Raw genomic sequence first — 15,905 nt, forward strand, 5'->3', positions numbered from 1 at the left:
ACCGACGATACAGCGTAACCCCGACGTCCCGCTCAACGCTGCCTGCGCGAATGGATAGGCGACCTGCATGTTATAGAGGCCGAACAGCGTCACAACTTCTTCAGCCAGAAGTCCGCATAAGGACCGTTCGCAGCGCTGCTATTCGCAGCGTACCAGCCGTTCGAGCGCGCGCTGTTGAAATCGGCGACGGTGTAGCCCGGCAACTGAGCCACCAAGCGGCCGGTCAAATTCGAACCATCGTTCTTCGCTGCGCCGACGTTCGCAAGCGCGGTGTCGTTATTGCCGAGCCCGGCGAAGTTGCCCGCCTTGGACAGGTACAGCGACAGATTGACCGACCCTGCCGATGCAGCAGCCGCCGCGGCCTACGCTGCCGCGCTCGTGCCCGCCGATGTTGCGCTGCCGCTGGCGGCGGTCGCCGCGGCCTGCGCCACGGCAATAGGTGCGGCCACTGCTTCACCGTTTGTTGGGTCGAACGTCAGCTGCAGCGAACGCGACAGGCTATCGTAGGCAACAATGTTGTTCTTCAACGCACCGTCGGATCGTCGGACGTCGTTGATCGCGTCTGCGTGGTCGTTGACCGCCTCTGAGATCCTCGCGAGCTCGTCATCAAGCTTGGACGCCGGCAGCGGGGTAACTGGGCTACTCGCCCGGAAGCCGCTGAAGCTGTAACTCGGTGTGTAGTCGGTCGGATCTGACATGGTGCTATCTCCACGGAATTGTTTAGCGATTTAGCTCGGTGGGCGTCATGACCAACTGGCGCAGCAACGCATCTGCAGTTGCTGCTTCAGCGGCACGCGTTGCCACGCCACGCATCTGTTCAACGCTATCCGGCGCCAGGAACATATCCGACAACTGGCTGGTACCACGACCAAGCCACGCTCGCCGCGCGCGGTCCCGAATGCTGAGCGGGATCGTCAACCCTCCGGATTTCACTGCGGCAGCGGCTTCTGCGCTCAACGGTGGCATTTCCAGATCGTGCGTGATCTGGCGGTTAAACTCCGTAGCGCTGCCCTGTGGCTTGCGCATTCCGGTCGCGCGAAGCACTTCGACAAGATCACGCAGAGACGACGGCGGCGGGCCGCCGGGGCTGCCACGGCCCGACACGAAGCGCATCGGTAACGGCGTTCAGGTTCGTCTCGGCCTGCGGCGTGCCGGCGACGTCTTTGGCAAAACGCGCGCCGCCGTACTGATTTTCGCCGCCGACGAGGCGGCCGGCGCTCGTGTCGTACTGATCCGCCGGCGCTGACGCACCAGCGAGGCACCGAGGCCGGGTTCCTGCCGTTCAATCCGCATGATCGCATCCACGAGCTCGCCTTCGCCGCCCGTCAGAGGCTTCGCCGGAAGCACGGGGTTGGTCACTCCCTGCGTGTCGGTGGCCGCAGCAACACGACCTAACGGCCCGCTGCTCGAGCGGCTGCAGGTTCTGACGCCTGGCCTGCTCCTGCATCCCCAGCGCGTCGTCATACGCCTGCACCCCGCCCCGTGCCGGGCCGCGTGCGATGTCCCTGGCTTGGGCCGCCCCGTCCCGTACACGCCCGCCGCTTGCGGCTGGAAATCGGGATTGGCCGCGTTGCCCAACGCCACACCGCGGGCGCGCATGTCCTTCGTCACCGCGTCGATCACCGCAACCGAGTTGTCCGGCTGGCGGGCGTAGGTCGGGCCCAGCACTTCGTCATTGCGCAATCGGCGCAGCGAAGCCTGAAACGCCGGATCGGCCGCGATCGGCGCGAAGTCTGCCGGATCGATGACGTGCGCCTCTGCCGCCTGATAGGCCGGGCGCGTGACCGTGTTGATGCTGCGATTGACGGCGTCGAGCTCGCCTTGCGCTGCCTCAGCAGCACGGGGGCAAAGGGTGGACGGCTGAGCGCTCGCCGGCGCGATGGTGTCGAGCGTGCGATCGACCGCGCCCTCAACCTGCCCGGGGCGCTCGGAGTAGAAGCGCACCATCGGCGCCCCGCCACCCGCGGAAATTCTCGACGACGCGCTGAACGTCGCCAAGCCGGGTCGCGCCGTTCGTCGCCGCTTGCACCGCCTCCGGCCCGGAGATCGGCACGCCGACCGTAGCGGCGCGGCGCTGCAGATCCGCAGCGGTGTCGAATCGGCGGGCGTTACGCCGGCGGTCGCTTCGCGCACGGTGCGCTCCGGCGCCGTCGTGCGGGATCTGGCGGCGCCGGTCGCCGTTGCCAAACAGGCCACCGAGCACGCGCACCAGCGGCTCAAATTTCGACCCGGCGCTGAGCTCGCCGGCGCCTTCTGACATGACGGCGGGCACGATGACATTCGCGGTACGCGCGACCACGCCGCCACCGCCGATCGCCGCCGCTGGCGCGTTCGATATGATCGCTTCGGTGAACTTGCCGGCCACCGTCTGCGACTTCGGAAACGGCCCCGTGACCTTCTCGACGCCGCCCTGAATGTCGGCGCTCGTCGGCAGATTGGAATGGCTGCCGATCTGATTCCACAGCGTGTCAAAGCGGTCGCGCTCTGGCGCGCCAGCCTGCGGACCATAGCCGGTCCAGTCGATCGCCTTGTGGGCGACGCCGAGCATGATCCGGTCGACAACCGAATCGCTCATCTTCTGAACGTCACCGGGCAGGCCGGGGATGCTGATCGCGGCCTTGGCAGTGCCTGTCACCGCCGCTTTGCCGACGTCGGCCGCCACGCTCGGCTTCTCATCGAACCCATCGAAGGCGTTGCTGGCGGGCTGTTCCGCGGCGTGAAACTGGTCGAAGGGGTTCGCCATCACTTCGTTCCGAGAACCTTTGCAGCCGCCCCCGAGCCGTACTTGGCGTCGAAGTCAGGCGCCAGATTGGGATTTTGCTGAAGAAACTGAACCGCCGCGGGAGGCGGCGCGGAGGCAACGGCGGCTGAAAGCGACGGCTGCGCGCCTTGAGGCGCGACTGCTTCGAGCCTCGCGATGTCAGACGATCCGAGCGGCTTACTAGGATCGAATGGCGACATGATCGGATGATCGGCATAGTAGCGCTGCACGGTCGCGGTCCAGTTTTGCCGGTTGGCTGGATCGTTCGCCAAAGCCGCCAGTGCCTGATCGTCCTTGGCGTTCTGCTCCATGATGTTCAACATCGCCTGCATGCCGGGCTTCGACAACGCGAGCCCGGGCTTTACGGCGAGCGCCTGGCCGAATTCGAACTGCGTCGGCCTGCTGCTGATCGCGCGAGAAGCTTGCGTGGCGAGCTTGAAGCCGATGTTGTTGATCAGTTCGGCTTCCGGAACACCTTCGAGATTGGCGCCGACGAGCCCGCCGATTGCCTGCTTCCTGAGGTCGGACAGGTCGTCGACGGCAATTTCGCTGAGATCGTAAGGGCGGCAATCGCACTCAACGAAGCCATTCACGACGAAGCGATCATGGTAGCTGTGGATCACGGTTCGCGATGCACCATCGCGGGATGGTCCTATCGGCTCTTCCCACCACCTGCCGGAATACCCACACCTCCTAACGAGGGATCGGCGTTCAACAGCTGTGCAGCGATATCTTTCGTGCCAGGCGTTCTGGCTCTTTACCTGATTTCGAAAGGATCGGTCTGGCGGTTTAAACGAGGCAGCGTCGATCGTCTTTAGCAGCGGCGGGCTTCAACCTGGGATCTCAATCGAGTCGATAGCGTCCCGCGCTACTCCCCAGGGAACGCCCAGGCCAAATGTCAATAGCGGCCGCTGCTCCTTGGCGACGTTCTTCACGAGATCATCGATTTCGTGGGAAAGCGCCTTCATGCCTTCGTACTTCTCCTTGGCATCGAAGATGACGCGCGAGCCATCCGGCACGTGCAACTTCTTTGCTTCTTCAGGATTGTGATAGAGATAATCCAGATGCCGCTGCACCTCCGCGAGGATCCGGAGCTCGTATAGGTATCCGATTTTCAGGGCAGTCTGATCTGCGTGGTACATGGTCGCGGCAATATCAAAGCTGGAAAAACTGATCTTTGTACCCTCCTCGACCGCATCAGCTTTCACATTCTTGCAGAGTCGTATGGCTTTCCTAAGCCCACCTAGGCACGAGTTGCATCGATCTTCGATCAGCTTTATGTGCTTGAAAGGGAAGTTTTCGATCGTTTTTGGCACCTTGCGATCGAGAATGACCACTCCGCGTTCGTGGAGCTGTCTAGACTGCTGGTAGGCGTCGTACCAGTGGGAGGGGACGACATCCACCGGTCGTGCCAGCGACCCTCCGGAAATGGCGATCGCCTTTCCGCCGGATGTATCTACGTCGGCCGCTGGGAAGCTTCCCGGCAGGATCTTCTCGATCGAGGAACGCAGGTCATCCAGCACTCCGAGCGAACTGCGTGCGGTTGGGCTATAAGAGCTAGCCGAAGGTCCCGATGAGTGGAAGACGAGGAATCCGGTGTCTAGCGCGAGGAGATCGACGTCACTGACTCCCCGAATGTGAATATTAAGCGGAACAGAGCCTTGGATCCGGAATTCGAGCGTATCGATGCTTTTCGCGATCTGATTGCCGACGCGCTCTGCTGTTTCAATGCTGATCCTGGTGTATTCGGGCTCGACTTCCTGCATCGCACCGAGCGCGTATCGCGTGTAGGCCTGCGTCGGCGCTCTGGTTTGCCATTTTTCCGTAGCCGCGCTTTTTGACAGGATTTCCTTACGCGAGGCTTCATTGAGCCTCCCGAGACGATCGACGCCTTTCCGGCGGAGCCGTAATTTATCTAATCGATTAATGATGTCCCTTGCCATAATCCCTCCTCAGGCTCATCCTTCCAAAGGTGAAGCGGCCATGTCCATTGAAATACTCTCCCTCTGCGGATTGGATATCCTTGGAAAATAAGAGCATGCATGAACCGAAATGGCTTCGAAGCTCAACTTCGCCAATGTTTGGATCGCTACGATAGTTGTAGAGCAGTCTGTAACCTTCGGCGTCATCGCAGATCAGGGCCGCGGCAATACTGTCGGACCCCGATTGGTCAGTCTTCATCCTGACCCGGATCTTGTCCCAGGTTTGAAAGACGGTGAGCGTAGCACTCCATGCGTACCCGAGGCTTCCATCGGGCTTGAGGCTTCGACCTTCGCAAGACCACCTCCCCGCGAGATCGGGTACTTTCAGCGCAGATCTGAGAATGGGCCATCTCCATGCATACCGATTGAGAGTCCCATAGAGAACGGTGAATACCATTCCCGCGCCGACGAAAGACAGTATGGTTGGCGGCAGGTTGACATTGAGCCCGTAGCGCTTCGCCACGTCCACCACAGATAGAAGAACCAACACAACGGTCCCGGATACTGAGGTGGCAATCAGCGTCAGATATCGGCCGACCTTGGCCCGGTTCAGTCCACCATGGAACGAATAGTCGTGTTCTCTCACTTTGACGTCCTTCCACGCATTGTTCGGTGCAACCGCGGCCGTGCGGATCGACTCTCTGCCAACTGTGGCAACTTGGATCGGTCTGCGTCGCCAAAATATGAAGGCCTGCAAATGCATATCCTGCGAGTTTGAGTTGTCGGTGAGATCGCGACGCGAGATGGCACAGCCTGTCCTGAGAGACGCCAGAATCAGACTGACCAATCACTTGATGTAAGCGGGCTCGGCGACAGAAGTCAGCTTAATCTGCACAAGTGCGCAGGAATAGTGCGTGCCACAGCGATCCCGGAATTGCGTCGGGTACTAGGGGCATTGCGGAGAGAACGTTAACACTGACGCTGGGATTGAGATCGCGCTGGCTCGAATTCGATTGGAGAGGAAGAGGAAATCCCAAGCCTCGTTCGCATCATGCTGCTTGCCCCTGCCGATCTCGAACCTTCTACATGTCCCTCATGTTTTTTCGACTAGCCAAACAGGACAACTGCCGCACGACATTCCTTGACGCTCGAATTCCACGTTCCGGTGGCTATTTTTGATGAAATTCACCAAGCAGATTGTGCGAACTTTCAAAATATTTGAATAGGGCGGGCGCATGCCATCTGATAGGCAACGAAGAGCGCTGCCCAGGAGCGCGCCTTCCACATGAGCGGGACGAATTTGGTGTGCCGGGAATGAAGTGGATGCGATAACGACCGTCGAGTTGGCGCGCAGCACTTGGCGGATTAAGACTGGTCGGCCGCCGCACAGCATTAGCTTTTCTTGAATTTTGCTGACGCGAAAGAGTTTTGAGAGCTACTGAGATCAGATGCCCTTAGGTTTGCTCAGCCTGACAATAGCGGCGAGAATCGCTTTGCTGCCCTTGCGGGCAGCCAAGATCTTGACGGTGAGGGAGACTTCAGGGGATCGCCATCGATCCCCTGCGGGCCTGAACTGGAGCTTCGATCCTAATTCGCGAGGGAGCGCGGCACGAATCGCTCTACCGGCCAAAGCCAACCGGAGTCAATTCATCAATCCTGTATTTGCGCAGAAAAAATTAGGACCGCCGGCCCTTGCGATCCTGGGAGCGTCCCGCCATTTCAACCACCAGTTTTATTGACGTCTTTGGATTCCACCAGAACCGTTCGGTGTGGCCGCGCGCTTTTAACTGACAGTTCGGTGCCGCAACCAGACGCGCTTGTCAGATCTTTGCGGTGGGCTTCAGCCTTTCCGCAAAATGGCGCAACGAAAGATCCATGAGATAACTTTGAGACATATAGGCGCGCGTGTGGTTGCAGGTACTGAGATAGCCGGGGCGGAAGGATCGGCCGATGTCAAGCCCTACCGGGTATTGAGCCTAGACGGCGGCGGCATGCGCGGCATCTACACCGCCGCGTTCCTCGATCGCCTCGTTACTCAGTTCGCGCGAACGCGGGGAGTAGAAGGCCTCGATCTCGGAAAAGGCTTCGATCTGATCACCGGTACAAGCACTGGTGCCATCGCCGGTTGCGCACTCGCCGTCGGCCGCCCAATGGGGGAGATCGTCAAGATGTACCGCGACCACGGTCGCCAGATCTTCCCGCACCGGATCAAAGGCACCCTCAGCGCCATCTGGCGCATGTTTATGGGCGGACGCTACATTCGCAAAGGCGACAAAGTGCTGCGCAAGGCCCTTACGGACGTGCTCAAGGATACGACCATGATGGACGTCTACCGAAAGCGCGGCATCTCATTGTCTATCCCGGCGATCCTGATGAGCAGCCATCGCTCGTGGGTCTTCAAGAAGACGCCCGCTAGCGGAGTGCGCGACGATCACTACAGGCTGGTCGACGTTTGCATGGCGTCAAGCGCGGCGCCAATCTTCCGGTCGCTGGCGGCGGTTGACGATCCCAACAATGACCACGGCGTCGTACAAGTGTTTGCGGACGGCGGCCTCTGGGCGAACAATCCCATCATGGTGGGGCTGGTCGACGCGCTCGCCTGCGCCCCCAAGGGCGCGCCGATCGAGATCTTCTCACTCGGTACCTGCTCGCGGCCGGAGGGCGAACTCATCCCCGCGCGCAAAGTGCACCGCTCGATTCTCGGCTGGAAGATGGGGGCCGAGGCCGCGGGCCTTAGCATCACCGCCCAGGAGTTCGCTTTCGACAACATGGCGCGGTTCATCGGCAATAAACTAACTGAACTGGGACGACCCGTAAGCAGGTTGCGCTTCCCGAACAAGGACGTGCCTGCCGAAATGATGAAATTTCTGGCGCTCGATGACGCTCGCCAGGAAGCCGTGAACCGGCTGATCCAGCAGGCGAGCAACGACGCTGACCTCACCAAGAGCGCCTGCGACGATCCGAACAACCCCGAAGGACGGATGGTGAAGACGCTGATGATGAGCCTGCCCGAGATGCCCAAGGCCGGCGTGACGATGGAGGAGACGACGTGAAGGATTGCAGCGAACAGGTTGCCGGTTACGAGCGCTCGGAAGTGCGCATGTCGGAAGACGATCGAGCAGACATCTTTGGCAAGGCCAAGACCAATCGCGGCCGGCTCAAATCAGGCCTCGACCGCAATGGAAGTCCTAAGGCGATCGGGTCGCGCACGCAAGGGTCCTACGCGATGCGGACAATGATCCAGCACGATCGCGGTGACTACGATGTGGATGACGGAGTCTACTTCAAGCGCGACAGCTTGAAGAACGATGAAGGCGAGGACAAATCGCCCGAGGACGCCAGGAAGATGGTCAGCGACGCGCTGCAGGACGGGCGTTTTGCAGACCAGCCCGAGCCCCGGAACAACTGCGTGCGGGTCTATTACAAACAGGAGGGCTATCACGTCGACGTGCCCGTTTACCGCGAGAACCGCACGATGGATCCCTTCACCGGCGCGGAGAAAAAGTGGTTTGAGATCGCGGCCGGCGACAAGTGGAGGAAATCCGATCCGCTCGCCAATACGCAATGGTTCAAGGATGAGAATAAGAAGAAATCGCCGGACGCCACGGCGAACGGCAACGATGGTCAGTTCGTGCGGATCGTCCGCCTCGTCAAGGGTTTCGCCCGCAGCCGCTACGGCTGGTCGAACAAGATCGCGAGCGGGTTCGCGATTTCGAAACTCGTCTGCGACAACTTTGCGCGGGACGACGGACGCGACGACCGTGCTTTCCGGCAGACAATGAAAAACATCAGCTTCACCTTGAGCCTGAGCGACGCCATCCGGCACCCGGTGTTGGACGAGAACATCTCAGAATCCGGCGACGCGAAGACCGCCTTTCTCAAGGAGAAGATCGACGAGAACCTGAAGCATCTCGATGTACTCGACGAGGCAGGTTGCAAGCACGAAGATGCGATGAAGGCGTGGGACAATTTTTTCTTCACTGACTGGTTTTCCAAACAGCCCGACCCCTCCAAAAAATCGAAGGTCGAGAAGGCAAGCGGCCCCGCCGTGATCAAGCAAGGTGAGAGCCGGTATGCCCTGAAGGAGAACCGCCACGCGTGAGCCTTCAGCTCAAAGCGACCCCTGCGGCTGGCTCCACAGCTCAGGGCCTCGACGCCTGGTTCATCGGGCTAGGAGACGATTTTCTCGGGCGCGTGCCCGCAGACTCGCTACGGCCGGGCATGGTCGAAGGCTGGCGGTTGCGATGGCGTGAGCGGGAGCTCGAGGTTGGGGTCGACGCGGACTTTCCCTACAGCGCTGCGCGGGTCTATCTCGTCGGCTTCGCGCGCGAGCAGGCTCAGCCACACATCGAGAAGGACGGTAAACTCTGCCTGGGCTCCAAGGCGGTGCCCAGCGATGCTGTCCGCACCGTCCAAGTGGCGCTCGCCGAGGCTTTGCAGCTTCTTACCGAAAACGAAACCAGGCAGCACGACGAGGACTTTCGCGAGGATTTCGGCGCCTACTGGCTGACTTGGGCAGACCGAAGGGACTTACTGATTGAAGTTTTGCCCGACTTGGGAGGGGCGCGCAAAACGACGCTGGCTCGCGGCGTGCGGACGGAAGGGCGGGTTTTCATCTTTCCGAGCAAGGATAAGGCTGGGAAGTTTTGGGCTAATTTGACCGGCAATGCGCCGAAGAGGCTGAAGGAGACGCCGTTGATCTCTATCGATCCCCTTCCCGCGCCCGGCCGTTATCCCGACACCGCGGCAGAGGTATGGGAGCTCGTCCATACGCGGTCTCAGGGCGGCACTGATCTATTGGCGCGATTAATGGCCAACACTCCGATGGAAGCCTTCGTCGTACTCGCCGGGATTGCTCCGTCGGGCCGCGAACACTATAGCGGCCTGCGGATCCGGCGGCCCCTTGACGGCTCGGGGTACCCCATCAAGCGGCGCGCCATACGCGAAGGCATCGAGCGCACGGAGGACCCTAGGCGAACCCTCTTCGAGCGCTTCGAGATCGAGCGTCTGCCCACGGATCGATTGGATGCGGGATCGACGCGATTGCCCGAAGGGGTCCAACGCGAGATGTCGGCGGCCAAGGTTGTCGTCATCGGCTGTGGCGCCCTCGGATCCGGCGTGGCCCGCATGCTTGCACAGGCCGGCGTCGAGCACTTGAGCCTCGTTGATCCGGAAAAACTCGGATGGGAGAACATCCGCCGGCACGAGCTCGGCGGGCGCGCCGTAGGGCACGCAAAAGCAGAGGCCTTGGCCGACAGTATCCGTGCCGCCCTGCCGATGGTCGGCTTTGTGAAGGGCTACCAGATGACGTTCGCTGCGTTCGCGCGCGAGCATCACGAGTCGCTGCGGCAGGCAGATCTGATCGTGAGCTGCACTGGCGAATGGGCGGCCGACGCATCCGTCGAACTTGCCTTGAGGCAGCCCGGCCATACGGGTGCGGCCGTGTATGGCTGGATGGAGGCGCACGCTCTCGCCGCTCACGCTGTCCTGGTCGGAAGCCACGGCGCGAGATTGGCGGACGGCTTCGACGAGGACGGAAAATTCCGTCTGCCCGTCGTCGCCGGCGGCAAGCCGCCGCCGCCTGAATGCGGAGGAGCGTCGACGACGTTCGGCGCGGTCGAACTCGCCCACGCTCAAGGTCTCGTCGCTAGGCTCGCAATCGACTCATTGCGCAAGCTCGAAACCGGGCCGGTATGGCGTTCCTGGCTTGCGGACGCCACGGCATTCAACGAAGCTGAAGCCAGGATCGCTCCTGACTGGGTGGCGGCGCGAGGGGACCCGGACGACGGGGGCGGCTTGTTTAGCGGCGAGTGGACGTTCCCGTGAGTAAGGCGCATCTCACGCTCAAGGTCGGACGGATCTCGGTCCGTATCGGAGCACAAGCTCTTGCGACATTCGATGCGCACCGGCAACGTCGATTCTTTGATCGCGAGGCCGGCGGCCAACTGTTCGCGCGGGTCCGGGTCACCGACTGGGAGATCGTCACCGCCACCGGGCCCCGCTTGCGGGATCGCCGCGGCCGCTTTTCGTTCTGGCCGCATCGTGCTTCCGAACAGGAAGAAATCTTCGAGAACCATGCTCTTGGGCTCGACTACGTCGGCGACTGGCATACCCATCCCGAAGACTCGCCGACCCCCTCGCCGGATGACCTGACGAGCATTGCCGAGGTCGTCCGCTGCTCCACACATCACCTTCCCGGATTTCTTCTTATGATCGTGGGACGCAGCCCATATCCGGAGGGTCTCTGGGCCTCGTTCCATTCTGTGGAGGGTGCTCGCCTCGTGGCCGAGGACATGCGGGTCGTGCCTGGTTTCGACGACCCGCTCCCGGAATCCCGCAAGGGCCGTCGCAAGTCCTGAGGTTTCAGAATGGCTGCAGAATGCGGGCAAACAGCTCTTAGAGTCTAAGATCGCGCTGCCCAAAATGCGCAGCCAAGCCGTCCTGCACGGCTAGGTGCAGATCGCACTGGCACGTGTACTTTACATATCCTCGTTCACTCAAGCGCGGTCACGCCGCCAAGCTGAGCGTGACGCCCTCCAATCTGAGTACCGACACGCCGGCATCAGGGACAGCACAGCGTCCGCGGCGGGCGGCATGCCCTCCGCCAAGCGCGCGATCTCGGTGGCGCGCTCGCGCGCGCGCCACGATCAGGGCGTCACCGCCTGCCATTGGGCTTAAGCATGAAGGCCTTGGATGATTCCCGAGCTGGCCTCGTCGATGCTTTCGAGCTGGGGACCATCCGCCAGTAAGTAGACGCCCCTGCGCTCGGTTGCGCGCGTGATCACACGTCATAATTGGGCGTTCTTGATGCGCACAAGAACTACGTTGTTCTTGAACGAATTTTGATGTCCTACAAAGGCCTCGCCAACAGCCGCGTGCCATTTTCAATAGGGATACATCCAATAAGTCGTATTGGAATCGTCGGGCATCGAGCGCAGACTCGGCGTCCGTTGTGGAGGTTTAAGATGCGCTGGAGAAGAAATGATCCGACCGATGTCATCGAGAACCGCGCGGCTGGTTGAGAACGTACTATGATTTAGAGCGAACATTTCGCTCCCCACGGCGGAAACATCGATTGTTTCAATACCGGGCACGAGAGTTGGCCCACTCTTGGTCACGAAGCCCATCCGCGATTTGGATTGCGCTTTCTTCATGGAAGCGAGCAATGCGAGATCCGCCGAGGACGCGTACAGGGTCACCGCGCCCGCGGCTGCCTTAATCTGGCTCGCCCGCTGCAGATAAAGGTCGCGATCCACGTCGGGCGCTGCAAAAATTAACTCGGTAATCCCGAGCCTGGTCTGGCTTAGCGTAGCTTGTTGCAACGCTCCTAAGACGACTTCGCTGCCCAGGCTATGCGCGATTACGATGATCCTTGAAACCTTCCCCTCGTTCTTGACGAGTTGGAGAAGGTCAAACAGTCCATCCGGCGCAAACAAAGCACTCTCGCGGTCGTAGTCATAGTCCTTCCATCCACCCTTGGACGGCCAAGAATACATCATCACGCGACCTTTATAGTTGGCGTCGAAAGCGATTTGGGCCGCCTTGAAAGCCGCTTCGTTAAACGCAACGTTATAGCCGTGGACAAAGAGCATCAGGCTATCTGCCGGATTTGCGATAGCGGCCGCAAAATCTTCCCGTGAGAGCCGATGCAGCTTCTGAATTCGAAAGTGTTTTCCGTCCTGCTCCGCCTCTTTAATTCCCCACCAGTTCGTTCCAGGAATTTCCACTTCGCCCATCTTGTGAATGACCGGAATGCTGACCGTCACATAGCCAAAAGTGTTGGAAGCGGCCCGGCCATACGAGATCTGGCTCAGTTCCAGACCTGGCCCGCCTGTCACAACACGGTTGGTGGCAAAGTAGACCGGCACCAATCCCTTAATCGCAGACTTGTCGACCACCACCTCGGCTCCGGTGGTGCTCTTGTTGGGAGGCGCCTCCTCGCTTGCCTCACCGGTCGTCGGCCGCCATGGCCGATAGCCATGATAGTGCCGGACATGGTGGTAGTACCCAGGGCCGTAGCGGTAGCCATATCTCTTCAGAGCGTTCCCATGTTTCTTGGGAGCCTTGTGGACATGCGGCTTGAGCGGCTGCGAGGCCGGCCCCTGGTGGGCGCAACCGGTCGCGAGCGCGCAGAACAAAACGATGAGCACGGTGCGGAGACGTCGACAAACCTCTCCGATCCGATGCAGACGGGTCGACGCCCGAATTTGCGATGCAAGCATGACCATCTATAAACACCTACTTCGCAAGAACCTGAGACACGTTGACCGTAGCCCCGAGCCATCCGCGGTACCTGTCCACAGCGGGCCCGCTGGTGAGCTTATAGGTGAAGCGTGCCTGCGCTCCGCCGTCGTTAATGGCGCAAGCGATATTGCTTGCACCATTTGCCGTCTCGACATGCCATTTGCATCCTGTGATGCGGTAGCCGGATTCAGCAGGGAAGTTTTCGGTATAGTCCGCCGAGTGCTCGGCAAACACGACCGGGTGATCGTTCTTGGTTTTGTCAACGGTATAGGAGCGATCGATCTGCTTCGGCTCGACGAGCTGCGATACCGGCACGTTCACGATGAGGCGGCGGTCTTCGGGCACAAGAGTGTGGATTGCTCCGGCCAGAATTTCGGGAATCTTCACGCCGGCATTGGCCTGTGTCTGCACATGCGTGGAGTTCAGCTTGCTCCAGTTCTCAAACGAGATCGTTGTGTCGACCCATTTCGTCCAGCAAACGGAGGGCTGGGGAATGGCGGCGATCATGTTGTAGAGTGGGCTTGCAGTAATCAGGGTCGCGGGGATGATGAAGTTGACACCCGAAACCTGTGCCTCATTCCACTTGACGATACCGCCGACCGCGATCCCAAGCAGTGCACCGAACTCATTGAAAGCCGGCCCGCCACTGTTGCCGACGTTCATCACCGTATCGGTCTGCCATCGGCCATTGGGGCTCGTTTGGTTGCTGATCAGGCCGCTCGATATGCTGAGATCCAGATCGAGAGGATAGCCGAGCAGATATAGCTGGGTTCCCATCGGGGCTTGCTGATTGTGGTCGATCACAGGCATCGGACACCGCGAGGCTCCCCCGCTGTTTCCCGCGGGCTGTGCCAACTCGAGGAGGGCCAGATCTCGGGTATCGTCGCGATGCACGGCAGTGACTTTTATCGGATTTGCATTGCGCGACCCGAGCCGGGCATCAACCTCGAGGGTCTTGTAGTTCTCCTCGCGTCCGATCACGTGGCTGTTGGTCAGCACGAGGCTGTCGCCGATCAGTAGCCCGGAGCCGCCACCGACTTCTTGCTTGCCGTTGAACATCAGGCCAACGAACTGGACGTGAACCGTCCTGACGTTGTAGCGCGCGGCAATCTGCACCGCCGCACGGTCCGCTCGCGCCGGCGCGCACATCAGGGTAAGGGCGCAAAATGTCAGGACGGATAGAACGTCCTGACAGCGGCGATATCGAGTGGGCTTAATTGTCCGTTTCCGTTCCATGCTGAATTACAGTAGTTCATTATTGAATCGGGATCGTATTTGGTGACTTTGTAATCGCCGACTGAGCCGGACGCTTTTTCGTTGCGACATTGCTCCGGAGCATCATCACGATTCTGCTCATGCGTGAAGCCGAGCGCGTGTCCGAATTCATGGACCGCGATCGCGCGAATGCAGAATTCTCGTTTGTCCTGGCAGCCTTTGCTCCAATGATTGAAACTGAAATTGAGAGTCATGCCTGAGGACTTGCCGTCGAGGTATTTTCCGACAAGGTCCGTGTGAGCACCCTCGTCGGCTATCCGCACGTGAACGCCAGGCGCACCGTCTGTGCAGGCGGGCCAATTCTTCGAAAACCGGACGCCCCCTTTCGCTGCCGTCTCCCAAGTCTCGGCAACGGCTTTCCGAACGAGGTCGGCATATTTGCTGTCCTGCGCCTTGAGGTTTTCCCAGCAGACTGGGATTTCCTTGATGTCCCATTTTGAGCCGCGAATGACCGTGCCGTACAACTCCATTTCGGACACGCCCGAAGGAAGCGCAGGCTGAGCATTCGCGCTCAAAGAGAACGAGAGCGCGAGCAGCAATATCAATCTGGGCACCCAGAGGCGAAGCATGCTTCCTACTGCGTAGGGTTGGGCTCGGCGGGAAACGGGCACCGGCGCCACAATAAAACCATTGGTCCGAGGTCCGCCTCCGGCACGGCGACCGCCAGCTCCCGCTCCCTTGGGGAAGTCCTGCGACTTCTCCCCGCCCGACGAGGGCGCCGTATAAATGGGGTTGTCCTTTGATCCGAGCGGCGGCGTTTTTGCCGCACAACCAGCCGAGCCGGACTTGGCTCAATTAGCGAGAACCGCATTCGGACCATTGATCTAAATCCCAAGATTGCTGAACTGCTGCGCGGAGGCAGAAGCCTGGACTGCAGCGGGGGTCCACGCACCGAGGTGAGGAAGTACTTTGCCTCGACGCCGCCGGTTACCTGAACCGAGAAGGTGTAGGTCATTTGCGCAGGCTCCGCGCTCTCTGACGGCATGGCGGGCGTCAGATTGTTAGCGGAGATGAGAACAGCGTTGTCCCGCAACCACGTCGCGAATGGGTTTGAAGCATCGACAATGATGCGCTTGTAGGCGACCCGCTCCGGTAATTTGTTCTCGGCGAGAGCCTCGAGCTCTGGCAGATCAATAGGCGTTCCACGATAGCAACCACGTTCATAGGTCGCCGAACCGGCCGAGGCCGGAGTGTTATCGGACGCAAGCTGGACATTCTGCTTCATGAGGAATGACCAGATCAGGTCATAAGTGTCCTGAGCCGAAGCGGTGGAACCGACATGAGTAACGTCGTTGCTTGTCGCATTGAAAATCCGCTTGTAGTCGAATGCTGTACCGGATCCGAGTCCGCCCGGATCGGTCACCTTCAACTCCAGGAAGAAGGTGCCATAGAGAAAGGGGTCGATGTCAAAATGAGCGGACTTGTCGAACGCTTCTTCAGGCCGGGTTTTGTAGATTTTCAGGTATTCCTTCCGCCTCTCGCGCTCGATCTGGTAGAAGGTCACGACCTCACACCTGATTGGCTTGAGAAAATACGGCAGCTCACCGGCTGTGATCACGCCGGTCTGCGGATCATGAATGTAGTAAAGGCTCGTGCATCCACCCATGGCAAGGCAGATGCCAGCGCATGCCGCGGCGCGGCTGAATTTCCACATGATCGCCCCCGTCCGCGTCGCTGAGCGCGCAGATCTCCCGCGCAGATTG

General features: G+C 60.2%; 15 protein-coding genes. 4 read left to right on the forward strand and 11 right to left on the reverse strand.

Annotated features, from left to right (window positions below):
* Window positions 1-362 precede the first annotated feature (362 nt).
* The 7 genes from N2605_RS26910 to N2605_RS26940 form a co-directional block, all read right to left on the reverse strand.
* Complete coding sequence (locus N2605_RS26910; protein ID WP_260343774.1) at window positions 363-698, reverse strand: hypothetical protein; 336 nt, start codon at window positions 696-698, stop codon at window positions 363-365.
* 22 nt (window positions 699-720) lie between these two features.
* Window positions 721-1,026, reverse strand: coding sequence for a hypothetical protein (locus N2605_RS26915; RefSeq protein ID WP_260343775.1), 306 nt, complete (start codon window positions 1,024-1,026; stop codon window positions 721-723).
* A gap of 99 nt (window positions 1,027-1,125) precedes the next feature.
* Entirely contained in the window at window positions 1,126-1,947 is an 822-nt protein-coding gene (locus N2605_RS26920) for a hypothetical protein (RefSeq protein ID WP_260343776.1), read from the reverse strand.
* Window positions 1,910-2,743, reverse strand: a complete 834-nt coding sequence (locus N2605_RS26925; protein WP_260343777.1) for a hypothetical protein — start codon at window positions 2,741-2,743, stop codon at window positions 1,910-1,912. Before N2605_RS26925 ends, N2605_RS26920 begins: the two co-directional genes overlap by 38 nt.
* Window positions 2,743-3,384: a hypothetical protein gene (locus N2605_RS26930; protein ID WP_260343778.1), complete on the reverse strand. Its 642-nt coding sequence runs from the start codon at window positions 3,382-3,384 to the stop codon at window positions 2,743-2,745. The genes N2605_RS26925 and N2605_RS26930 overlap by 1 nt, the downstream gene beginning before the upstream one ends.
* Window positions 3,385-3,591: 207 nt before the next feature.
* Entirely contained in the window at window positions 3,592-4,704 is a 1,113-nt protein-coding gene (locus N2605_RS26935; RefSeq protein ID WP_260343779.1) for a nucleotidyltransferase family protein, read from the reverse strand.
* Entirely contained in the window at window positions 4,685-5,440 is a 756-nt protein-coding gene (locus N2605_RS26940; RefSeq protein ID WP_260343782.1) for a Cap15 family cyclic dinucleotide receptor domain-containing protein, read from the reverse strand. Before N2605_RS26940 ends, N2605_RS26935 begins: the two co-directional genes overlap by 20 nt.
* Window positions 5,441-6,674: 1,234 nt before the next feature.
* On the opposite strand from N2605_RS26940, the gene N2605_RS26945 reads away from it, so the two are divergent.
* Genes N2605_RS26945 through N2605_RS26960 form a run of 4 tightly spaced genes read left to right on the forward strand, consistent with a single transcriptional unit; the run spans window position 6,675 to window position 11,042 of the window.
* On the forward strand, window positions 6,675-7,736 hold the full coding sequence (locus N2605_RS26945) for a patatin-like phospholipase family protein (RefSeq protein WP_260343784.1): 1,062 nt from the start codon (window positions 6,675-6,677) through the stop codon (window positions 7,734-7,736).
* Window positions 7,733-8,785 carry a nucleotidyltransferase domain-containing protein gene (locus N2605_RS26950; RefSeq protein WP_260343787.1) on the forward strand — a complete coding sequence of 351 codons (1,053 nt, stop codon included), beginning with the start codon at window positions 7,733-7,735 and terminating at the stop codon, window positions 8,783-8,785. Before N2605_RS26945 ends, N2605_RS26950 begins: the two co-directional genes overlap by 4 nt.
* A complete protein-coding gene (locus N2605_RS26955; RefSeq protein ID WP_260343790.1) occupies window positions 8,782-10,509 on the forward strand; it encodes a ThiF family adenylyltransferase in 1,728 nt (575 codons plus the stop codon). Before N2605_RS26950 ends, N2605_RS26955 begins: the two co-directional genes overlap by 4 nt.
* Window positions 10,506-11,042, forward strand: a complete 537-nt coding sequence (locus N2605_RS26960; protein ID WP_260343792.1) for a Mov34/MPN/PAD-1 family protein — start codon at window positions 10,506-10,508, stop codon at window positions 11,040-11,042. Before N2605_RS26955 ends, N2605_RS26960 begins: the two co-directional genes overlap by 4 nt.
* A gap of 525 nt (window positions 11,043-11,567) precedes the next feature.
* On the opposite strand, the gene N2605_RS26965 is transcribed toward N2605_RS26960, so the two are convergent.
* From N2605_RS26965 to N2605_RS26980, 4 genes are read right to left on the reverse strand one after another with little or no spacing between them, the layout of a single operon-like run.
* On the reverse strand, window positions 11,568-12,911 hold the full coding sequence (locus tag N2605_RS26965) for an alpha/beta hydrolase (RefSeq protein WP_260343793.1): 1,344 nt from the start codon (window positions 12,909-12,911) through the stop codon (window positions 11,568-11,570).
* 10 nt (window positions 12,912-12,921) lie between these two features.
* Window positions 12,922-14,043, reverse strand: coding sequence for a S1 family peptidase (locus N2605_RS26970; protein WP_260343796.1), 1,122 nt, complete (start codon window positions 14,041-14,043; stop codon window positions 12,922-12,924).
* A 53-nt stretch (window positions 14,044-14,096) separates the two neighbouring features.
* Complete coding sequence (locus N2605_RS26975) at window positions 14,097-14,771, reverse strand: M12 family metallopeptidase (protein ID WP_260343798.1); 675 nt, start codon at window positions 14,769-14,771, stop codon at window positions 14,097-14,099.
* Window positions 14,772-14,776: 5 nt separating this feature from the next.
* Entirely contained in the window at window positions 14,777-15,856 is a 1,080-nt protein-coding gene (locus N2605_RS26980) for a hypothetical protein (protein ID WP_260343800.1), read from the reverse strand.
* Between the last annotated feature and the right edge of the window lie 49 nt (window positions 15,857-15,905).

The sequence above is a fragment of the Bradyrhizobium yuanmingense genome (assembly GCF_025200905.1).
GTDB classification, from domain to species: Bacteria; Pseudomonadota; Alphaproteobacteria; order Rhizobiales; family Xanthobacteraceae; genus Bradyrhizobium; species Bradyrhizobium yuanmingense.

Bases quoted from the DNA above. Each gene is read 5' to 3' on its own strand.
- N2605_RS26945 (WP_260343784.1), top strand. From the start codon at position 6,675: ATGCGCGGCATCTACACCGCCGCGTTCCTCGATCGCCTCGTTACTCAG.
- N2605_RS26975 (WP_260343798.1), bottom strand. From the start codon at position 14,771: ATGCTTCGCCTCTGGGTGCCCAGATTGATATTGCTGCTCGCGCTCTCG.
- N2605_RS26980 (WP_260343800.1), bottom strand. From the start codon at position 15,856: ATGTGGAAATTCAGCCGCGCCGCGGCATGCGCTGGCATCTGCCTTGCC.
- N2605_RS26935 (WP_260343779.1), bottom strand. From the start codon at position 4,704: ATGGCAAGGGACATCATTAATCGATTAGATAAATTACGGCTCCGCCGG.
- N2605_RS26915 (WP_260343775.1), bottom strand. From the start codon at position 1,026: ATGCGCAAGCCACAGGGCAGCGCTACGGAGTTTAACCGCCAGATCACG.
- N2605_RS26965 (WP_260343793.1), bottom strand. From the start codon at position 12,911: ATGGTCATGCTTGCATCGCAAATTCGGGCGTCGACCCGTCTGCATCGG.
- N2605_RS26910 (WP_260343774.1), bottom strand. From the start codon at position 698: ATGTCAGATCCGACCGACTACACACCGAGTTACAGCTTCAGCGGCTTC.
- N2605_RS26925 (WP_260343777.1), bottom strand. From the start codon at position 2,743: ATGGCGAACCCCTTCGACCAGTTTCACGCCGCGGAACAGCCCGCCAGC.
- N2605_RS26920 (WP_260343776.1), bottom strand. From the start codon at position 1,947: ATGGTGCGCTTCTACTCCGAGCGCCCCGGGCAGGTTGAGGGCGCGGTC.